The organism is Vibrio sp. B183, assembly GCF_000740665.1.
In the GTDB taxonomy this organism is placed as follows: Bacteria; Pseudomonadota; Gammaproteobacteria; order Enterobacterales; family Vibrionaceae; genus Vibrio; species Vibrio coralliilyticus.
Genome location: NZ_JPQB01000014.1, coordinates 400,831 through 409,659, shown reverse-complemented (window position 1 = coordinate 409,659; position 8,829 = coordinate 400,831). Strand labels below are relative to the sequence as shown.

Annotated in this window: 10 protein-coding genes; 5 read left to right on the top strand and 5 right to left on the bottom strand. The window is 44.7% G+C overall.

Features of this window, described 5'->3' with window-relative positions; translation table 11 throughout:
- Window positions 1-19: 19 nt before the first annotated feature.
- Entirely contained in the window at window positions 20-496 is a 477-nt protein-coding gene (locus tag IX95_RS16415) for a peptide-methionine (S)-S-oxide reductase (RefSeq protein WP_038161961.1), read from the bottom strand.
- 283 nt (window positions 497-779) lie between these two features.
- Here IX95_RS16415 and IX95_RS16410 point away from each other — a divergent pair, with 283 nt between their 5' ends.
- Window positions 780-1,433 (top strand): Qnr family pentapeptide repeat protein, encoded by a 654-nt coding sequence (locus IX95_RS16410; RefSeq protein ID WP_038161958.1) that lies wholly within the window; start codon window positions 780-782, stop codon window positions 1,431-1,433.
- 10 nt (window positions 1,434-1,443) lie between these two features.
- On the opposite strand, the gene IX95_RS27080 is transcribed toward IX95_RS16410, so the two are convergent.
- Genes IX95_RS27080 through IX95_RS16400 form a run of 3 tightly spaced genes read right to left on the bottom strand, consistent with a single transcriptional unit; the run spans window position 1,444 to window position 3,933 of the window.
- A complete protein-coding gene (locus IX95_RS27080; protein WP_080555943.1) occupies window positions 1,444-1,536 on the bottom strand; it encodes a DUF2474 family protein in 93 nt (30 codons plus the stop codon).
- Window positions 1,536-2,534 carry a cytochrome d ubiquinol oxidase subunit II gene (gene cydB / locus IX95_RS16405; RefSeq protein WP_038161955.1) on the bottom strand — a complete coding sequence of 333 codons (999 nt, stop codon included), beginning with the start codon at window positions 2,532-2,534 and terminating at the stop codon, window positions 1,536-1,538. The genes IX95_RS27080 and cydB overlap by 1 nt, the downstream gene beginning before the upstream one ends.
- A gap of 10 nt (window positions 2,535-2,544) precedes the next feature.
- Entirely contained in the window at window positions 2,545-3,933 is a 1,389-nt protein-coding gene (locus IX95_RS16400) for a cytochrome ubiquinol oxidase subunit I (RefSeq protein WP_038161951.1), read from the bottom strand.
- Between the two features lie 138 nt (window positions 3,934-4,071).
- Here IX95_RS16400 and IX95_RS16395 point away from each other — a divergent pair, with 138 nt between their 5' ends.
- A complete protein-coding gene (locus tag IX95_RS16395; protein ID WP_038161947.1) occupies window positions 4,072-5,313 on the top strand; it encodes an NADH:ubiquinone reductase (Na(+)-transporting) subunit B in 1,242 nt (413 codons plus the stop codon).
- A 4-nt stretch (window positions 5,314-5,317) separates the two neighbouring features.
- A complete protein-coding gene (locus IX95_RS25930) occupies window positions 5,318-5,473 on the top strand; it encodes a DUF2256 domain-containing protein (protein ID WP_080927308.1) in 156 nt (51 codons plus the stop codon).
- On the opposite strand, the gene IX95_RS16390 is transcribed toward IX95_RS25930, so the two are convergent.
- On the bottom strand, window positions 5,446-6,153 hold the full coding sequence (locus IX95_RS16390) for an SDR family oxidoreductase (protein WP_038161943.1): 708 nt from the start codon (window positions 6,151-6,153) through the stop codon (window positions 5,446-5,448). The two genes, IX95_RS25930 and IX95_RS16390, sit on opposite strands and share 28 nt — an antisense overlap.
- Before the next feature lie 310 nt (window positions 6,154-6,463).
- Between IX95_RS16390 and IX95_RS16385 the strand changes: the two genes are divergently transcribed.
- Both IX95_RS16385 and IX95_RS16380 read left to right on the top strand, forming a co-directional pair.
- Window positions 6,464-7,435: an ABC transporter substrate-binding protein gene (locus IX95_RS16385; RefSeq protein WP_019275337.1), complete on the top strand. Its 972-nt coding sequence runs from the start codon at window positions 6,464-6,466 to the stop codon at window positions 7,433-7,435.
- Window positions 7,436-7,438: 3 nt separating this feature from the next.
- Entirely contained in the window at window positions 7,439-8,800 is a 1,362-nt protein-coding gene (locus tag IX95_RS16380) for a diguanylate cyclase domain-containing protein (protein ID WP_006961392.1), read from the top strand.
- The last annotated feature ends 29 nt before the right edge of the window (window positions 8,801-8,829 follow it).

Below are 8,829 nucleotides of genomic sequence, written 5' to 3'. Positions count from 1 at the left end.
TATGCAGGTGGATTTTTACTTATTGGTTTTTGTATTTGTGCAGTAAATCTATCGGAATGTGGCAATAATCGTCTGGGTGGAGGGTTAGGCGATCCTGATGTTCATCATCGCTTTTAACATAGTTGGTCAGCGGAAGTATCTCTACCACAATACGTTCGCGATCTGAACGAGACTCAATAAAGCCCTGAGCCTGAGTTAAATGCTTATGGTTTATGCTATATACGCCAGTGCGGTATTTTTTACCGATATCTTCGCCTTGCTTGTTGAGGCTGTAAGGATCGATAATTTCAAAGAAGAAATCCATCAATTCCAGAACTGATACTTTTTCAGGATCAAACTGAGTGCGGACGCATTCCGCATAGCCATCATATTCCCCTTTGGTATCCTGATTAGTGCCATTGGCTCTCCCGGCTTCAGTTACGATTACTCCGGGCAGATGTTTCATAAACTCCTGTACACCCCACAAGCAGCCTCCGGCAAAATAGATTTCTTCCATTACATGATCTCTTAAGATTAACTGCCATGTATTAGAGCAAAACTGCTCCAATTGCTCTACGCCTTTTTACTTTTTAAAACGGTCATCTGAACAGTAATTTAAAGGTTGAAACTTTTTTCTTGATACGCGCCTTCGAATTTCAAAGTAGCACACCCTTAGATCGCCATTTTGATGCCTTAAATTGGCGATTTTGGGGTGTTTTAAGTTCTTGATGTTTAAGGTTTTATTTTTGTGGAAAAATAAAGGCTTAGAGTGCTAGTCTTGCGCCAACTAAGGAGAACACATGTCTATAAAAGATCAGACGTATCATCAGCAAGACTTCTCTCATCAGGACTCACAGCAGCAGGTGTATGAGGGTTGTCAGTTCATTAAATGCAGCTTTGACCGAGCGGATTTACGTGATGCAAAGTTCATCAACTGCAAATTCATTGAAGCGCAAGCGCTGGAAGGGTGCAGCTTCCAATATGCCAACCTCAAGGATGCCAGTTTTGAAAACTGTATGTTAGCCATGAGTCAGTTTGTTGGTGCTGATTGTTTTGGTATCGAATTTAGAAAGTGCGATTTAAAAGGTGCGAACTTTCAGCGAGCGAATTTTGTTAATCGTATTAGCCATTCAGCTTACTTTTGTTCTGCATACATAACTGGGTGTAACCTGAGTTACGCCAACTTTGAACGTGCATTGCTAGAAAAGTGCGAGCTGTTTGAAAATCGTTGGAGTGGTGCCAACCTGTTCGGAGCCAGTATGTTGGGCGCGGATTTGTCACGTGGTGAATTCAGCAAAGAACAGTGGGGCACATTCAACTTGGAAAGCGCGGACTTAACTCATGTTGACCTGGAAGGTTTAGACATGCGTAGGGTCTCACTCAACGGTGTGAAGATCTGTGATTGGCAGCAAGAGCAGCTACTGTCGAAGTTTGGTTTGGTTGTGATTGGTTAAACCTACTCCTCTAAAAAAGTATCCAACGAATTGACATCGAAATAACGGCGAGTGAAAAAACACTCGCCAACCATATCAAGAAAAACCATCCAAATTGTTTCATCAGTGGTACCCCTCACCGTGTTTTAGCTTTCCTCTGAACACCCAGTATGAATAAGCGCTGTAGGCGATGATCATGGGTAGCAAAATAGCCGCTCCGACCAACAAGAAAGCAAGGCTTGAATCTGGGCCTGCGACCTCTTGGTATGTCAGTGCAAATGGAACTAGGTAGGGGAAAGTGCTTACGCCAAAACCAAGCGCAGAGATAACAAACAGCCCTATACCGCATAGGTACGCCTTGAGTGCCTTGTGTTCCAACAAAGCGGAAAATAGTGTCCAGATACACAATGCTGCAGCAATTGGAATGAAAAGGAAGAGCAGTGCGTTAGGGAAACTGAACCAACGTTCGAATACCAAACCATTACTGAGTGGTAACCATAAGCTAGCGATTGCGATACAAATAACGAGTGCCAACCCCCAACGTTTTGCGACTGTGTAGTAACGATGGATCAGATCATCGGGCAATTTCATGATTAACCAGCAAGCACCTAACAGTACATAAGCGCAAACTAAGGCAACAGCACAGAACACGCTGAAGGGGCTTAACCAGTCAAACCAGCCGCCAGCGTACGAACGTCCATCCACTTTGATACCTTGAAGAAGGGCACCGAGCATAATGCCTTGCATCGCTGTTGCTAGTAATGAACCCAAAAAGAAGGCTCCGTCCCACAGGAATTTGCCTCGTTTGGTTCGAAAGCGGTATTCAAACGAAACCCCCCGTAGTATGAGCCCTAAAAGCATAAGGATCAGCGGGGCATAAAGTGCTGGCATGACGACGGCATAAGCCAGCGGGAATACTGCGAACAAGCCGCCACCACCTAACACCAGCCATGTCTCGTTACCATCCCACACAGGAGCGATACTGTTCATCATGAGATCGCGTTCGTTTTCACTGTGTGCGCTGGGGTAGAGAATACCAATTCCCAGATCAAACCCATCCAAAATCACATAGATGAGGACAGCTAAACCGATTAATCCGTACCATATTAGTGCGTAATCCATATCGCCTTCCTCACGTTAGATGGTTGGAATGGGAAGCAGGTGGAGAATCTGTGCCATCAGGGAGGCGACTGTCCAACGACTCTTCATATTTTGTTGGTGATTTACGCATCAAGCGCAACAGATAAAAAAATCCAGCTCCGAAGACAACAAAATACACAACGATAAACGCGGTTAAGGAAACGCTTATCGCTGCGGCGTCAATAGGCGACGCAGAATCGGCTGTAGTGAGCAATCCATATACGGTGTATGGTTGGCGACCCACCTCAGTGGTTATCCAGCCAGCTAGTACAGCAATAAAACCTGCCGGGCCAAAGAGTACGCACAGTTTGTGGAACCAAGGCGTTTTAAACAGAGTTTTTCTCTTTCTTAGCCATAAGCTGCACAGACCTATGAATAGCATGCCAAAGCCAATACCGACCATAATCCTGAAACTCCAGAATACAATAGCAACAGGAGGGTGTTCGTCGGCTGGAAACGCATCTAAGCCTTTTACTTCACCATCCCAGTCATGTGTCAGAATCAGGCTGCCAAGTTTGGGGATTTCGACCTTATATTCCACTTCCTGAGTTTCATCATTGGGGATACCAAACAAGATTAGCGGCGCACCTTTGTGTGATTGGTAATGACCTTCCATAGCCGCGACTTTAGCTGGTTGATGCTCCAAGGTATTCAAACCATGCATGTCACCGGCAACAATCTGTATTGGCGTGACAATGGCCGCCATCCACATAGCCATTGAGAACATTGTCCTAGCCAGAGGGTTGTGGGGAGCCGATAGCAAGTGGTAGGCACCTACAGCAGCAACGACAAAGGCTGTGGTTAGGTAGGCGGCGAGTAGCATGTGAACTAATCGATATGGAAAAGAAGGGTTGAACACGATTTCAAACCAACTTTCTGGGATGAATTGACCCGCTTCATTGATTGAATAACCTGCGGGTGTTTGCATCCAGCTGTTGACGGAAAGTATCCAAAATGCAGAAAGAAATGTGCCGAAAGCGACAACACAAGTTGAAGCAAAGTGCAGCTTTTTACCGACCCTGTCCATTCCGAATAGCATCACGCCGAGAAAGCCTGCTTCGAGGAAGAAAGCGGTGAAAACCTCATAGCCCATTAAAGGTCCGAGTATTGGCCCTGTTTTGTCTGCGAAGACACTCCAGTTTGTGCCGAATTGATAGCTAAGTACGATGCCGCTAACTACCCCCATACCGAAACTGATGGCGAAGATTTTCAGCCAGTACTTGTACAGCTGTAAGTACTTTTCGTTGTTTGTTTTCAGCCACAAACCCTCTAACACGGCTAAATAGCTTGCTAATCCAATGGTAAAGGCTGGAAAAATGATGTGAAAAGATACTGTGAACGCGAACTGAAATCTTGCTAAGTCCACTGCCAGCGTTTCCATAACATGCTCCTCGCGACGAATATGCTGTTATGTACGATGTCTGGCAGTTGATTGTTCACAACGTAAGAAAATTAGTAGTGCGCCAAACGGCAAAAATGCTCGTAGATAAGATTGAAAACTTAATTCGGAAGTAAAGATATGAGCTTTAAAAGTAGACTGGATGCCATAGCCCCCGATTTCGAACCGGGCGGTAAGTATGAGAAGTTTTATCCCGTGTTCGAGGCCGCTGCGACCATATTTTATACCCCAGGTTTAGTGAATAGAGGTGTGACACATGTGCGTGACAGCATTGATTTGAAACGCATTATGATAATGGTGTGGCTGGCGACTTTCCCTGCCATGTTTTGGGGGATGTACAATGTTGGTAACCAGTCCTCCATGGCTCTGTTAAGCGTATACTCTGTGGCAGAATTGGAGACCGTTGTTGCTAATAGTTGGAGACTAATGTTGGCATTCGGATCCGCTCAGGGTGTCGCCGATGCTGGGTGGATGAGCAAAATGCTGCTTGGCGCAAGTTATTTTCTACCAGTTTACGCCACCGTTTTTGTTGTCGGAGGCTTTTGGGAAGTATTGTTTGCAGTTGTGAGGAAACATGAAGTAAACGAAGGTTTCTTCGTGAGCTCTGTACTCTTCTCTCTCATTCTCCCTCCCACCATCCCTCTTTGGCAAGCTGCACTCGGTATCACCTTTGGTATTGTCGTGGCAAAAGAGATATTTGGTGGCACAGGTCGAAATTTTTTGAATCCTGCTCTGGCTGGGAGAGCGTTTCTCTACTTTGCCTATCCTGCCAACATGTCAGGAGGCGCGGTATGGGTTGCCGCTGATGGTTATTCTGGAGCGACACCGCTGAGTCAATGGTATGAAGGTGGTCAAGGTGCTCCGATAAACAATATGACTGGTGAAGTTTTGCGTTGGAGCGACGCGTTCTTGGGTAATCTTCCCGGTTCGATGGGAGAAGTTTCTACGTTGCTGATCATGCTCGCTGGCTTGCTTCTCATAGCGATGAGAATCGCATCGTGGCGGATTGTCGCGGGGGTTATCATAGGCTTGGCTGTTGCTTCAACACTGCTTAACGTGATCGGTTCTCAAACTAACCCCATGTTCTCGATGCCTTTCTACTGGCACTTCGTATTGGGTGGTGTGGCATTTGGCACTTTCTTCATGGCCACGGATCCTGTCTCGGCTGCGTTTACTAACAAAGGTAAATGGGCATATGGCATCCTCATTGGTGTTATGACAATAGGCATTAGAGCGCTTAACCCTGCATACCCCGAGGGGATAATGCTGGCTATTCTGTTTGCTAATTTATTCGCGCCGTTATTCGATTTCATGGTCAAAGAAGGCAATATCAAAAGAAGGCTTAAGCGTAGTGAGCGCTAACTGCATGAAGAAACAGCATTTACCTAAAAAAATGTGTGTGGTCTGCAGTAGACCATTTATATGGCGCCATAAGTGGCGCCATTGTTGGGAGGAGGTTAAGTATTGCTCGGAGCGATGTAGAAGAAGTCGTAATCACCAAGGCAGTTCTTCGCCGTTATAAGCAAGAAAGCTGCCGCTGATATCTGAAGTTGCTTCGGAAATGATTTTGACGAGATCTGCGGCCACTCTATCAGGTTCAAACAGTTTTCCCTCCGGTAGATTGGCTTGAAAAGGTTTTGATAATTCGGTGTCCGTTGTCCCTGGATGCAGTGAAAGAACACACGCTTTGGGCATAGTTCTTCCCCATTCAATACTGAGGGTTTTGAGTAGCATATTGAGTGCCGCTTTAGATGAGCGATAGCTATACCAGCCTCCCAGTTGATTATCTTTAATGCTACCGACTTTGGCTGAAATAGTTGCGAGCTTTGGCTGGCTACTATGCTTCAAGGCGTTTTGAAAGTGTTTGGCGATCAACATAGTCGGTATTGCATTATTCATGATGTTTTCCAGGTAAAAATCGGGATCAAATGATTTGAGGTTCTTTTCGGGCCCGTGGTGTTCATCATGTAAAAATCCAACCGCGTTAATAATCCAATCTAGGTGCTCTATCTCATTCGCTAGTAATTGCAGTTGCGCTTCATTTGTCACATCTAGTTTGTGCCAAATGATTGTTTCATGAGAATGGGTTGGTTGCTGATTTCTATAAGTAGCGTGTACTTTAATATCAGGACTATGTTGGGCTAAATTCCGGCAAATTGCGTGTCCAATACCGCCGTTTCCACCAAAAATAAGTACTTTCATTAGATACCCTAGAGTTAAGCTGTTTGAGAGATATTTAAATGTATAACTATGACTTATAGTTTGTTTTACGACCTAGAGGTTGAGAGAGATTACTGTTCGAATACTTTTTATTGAGCGCCGCTTTTTGAGAAACGTGATGCTTTAGTCGCTGATTTATGTGATTAATTTCACGCAAATGATAAAGAGTTACACAGATTTCTATAAAAAGTCGTGTTCCCTTCCAAAGTCACAATTCTATAAGCTAACTTTATATGTGCTAGGTTTCTTATTTTAGAGTGTGTATGTTATGCCACTTGTTAAACGGAATTTAATGGCTTTAGGTCTTGGCTCCTTACTCATTGGAGTAGCAGCTTTGTTTGCCAGTCAGTATGAGTCGCGAAACAAGACCAATGATACCAAAATAAGAGTCGGTGTCTCTTTGACGCCGCTGGCTTCTCCCTTTTTGATCGCTGAACACCTTGGCCTTTTCGATGACTATGATCTTGATGTCACTTTGTACCCTTGTGCCAGTGGAATAGCCTGTACCCAATTGATGTTAAATCGAGATGTCGAGTATGCGACCGCCTCCGAATCGGTAGTGATGTTTCAGAGTTTTGAACGCAAAGATTTGGCATTACTGGTGAGTTTTGTTGAGTCAGATAATGACCTTAAGCTACTTACGCTAAACCCCTCTGAAATCGGAGACGTGGGAGCGCTACAAGGTAAGAAAGTAGGTGTAGTAAAAGGCAGTGCCAGCGAGTTTTATTTTGATTCTGTGCTAATTGCCAACAATCTCAAAACCCTCAATGTAGAAAAAGTCTATCTCCAGCCTCATGAGTTGGTTCCAGCGTTGCTGTCCTATCGTGTGGAAGCGATTTCAGCTTGGGAGCCAATGGGTTACAAAGCCGACATCTTATCTGCTGCTGAAGTGAGTAATCTGGGTACTCCGGGGATTTATCAACAGTCCTTCAATTTGCTGTCGACCACTCCTTATCTTGAATTTGCCGGTAATGAGCCTACGCAATTATTGGGCGCTCTTGATGAAGCAGTGGAATGGATCAATGCAAATCCGGACAAGGCTTTGGGCATCATTACTAAACGCCTCAATATTCCTGCCAATCAAGTTAAGTGGTCATGGGAAGACTATGTTTTCCGTTTATCGCTGGGCAATTCGTTGCTTTCTAATCTGCAATTACAAGCGAGATGGGCAGTAGAAAGCGGACTGGTCGGGAGCGAACAACCCGACTTCAGAGACTTGTTCTTTACTCAACCCTATCAACAAATCATTGCTTTGCGAGAGTAAGCTATGTTGGATTCACTGTTTAAAAAGCTGTTTGTACTATCAACGACAACCCTGATGCTGACGTTGTTCATCATCATTTCTTTCGCGAAAGTAGCGGGAGAACAACGTGAAACAAAAGCCGAATTGGATCAGATCATTGATTTACAATTGTGTGTCGATTTACTCAGAAGCCAGTTGTGGGTCTTCCTTCAGTTTGGTGATGAATCCAGCCTCAATCAAGTGGAATTGGCTCAGGCGGAGTTAGCGACCAAATTGACAGCTTATAAGCAGAACAACAGTCAGCTAGGAAATATCCAGCGTATGAATCACAGCTTAAATGCGCTGCTGAACAAAGAAAAACAAGTGTACTTTTTGTCCATCAATGGGCTCGACGAGCAGGGGTCCGCAAACATCAATGCGCGAGGTTTGCTCCACTCTCGTTACAACATGATTGTTCAGAACATGACAGAAGAGCTGGCTTATGTTCATCAGTCTGTACTTAACCGTAATGCAAACAGCCTGCATCAAGTTATGCTTTATGCGGCAGCATGGCTGATTATCTGTTCAGTCTTGGTCAGTGCGACGGCTTGGTTGATTTCGTTCCGCTTTAAATCAGGTGCCGAAGCAATGAAGAATGCGATTATCGACTTGGCTGAAGGGAAATTAGACTCAAAAGTCGAAGCAGTGAAAATGGATACTGAGTTTCGAATCATGGCGCAATTTTTTAATCAGATGACAATGTCATTGTGTGAAACAACAGTGACTAAGCAAGAACTGGAAGAAGAGGTGATGCGCCAGACTCAGCAGCTCAAACATAAGCAGGAGCAGCTGATCTTTTTATCAGAGCACGATCCTCTGACGAATCTCGTCAACCGCCGAGCATTTGATAAAGCATTAGAGAATGCGATCGTTAAAGCGAACCGTACTCAGTGCAAACTGGCTATTTTCTTCATTGATTTGGATGACTTTAAGTCCGTCAATGACACATTTGGTCATGAAGCGGGAGACGCCATTCTTGTTGAGGTGGCAAGTCGTATAACAGCGGCAATCCGTGAATCTGATTTTGTTGGCCGTTTTGGGGGGGATGAGTTCGTTATCTGCCTCGATCTTTTGCATGACTTTGATATTGTTGCAAAAAAGGCTGAGCAACTGCTGGATGCGATTAACGCACCGATTGAGTTCAACGGCCGAACTCTCAAAGTAGGAGCCAGTATTGGCGTCAGTTATTTCCCTGATCAGACTAAGAACAAAGAAGTCTTATTAAGTATTGCCGACGAGGCGATGTACAGAGCGAAACAGATGGCGGGATCCGCGTGTTTTGATGGGAAAACTACAGTCTGCAAAAAAGGTTCTAAGTCTGTTCGGTTAACTTCAATCAATGATTGAAATTAAGGCAGAATAGATTCAAATCGCCT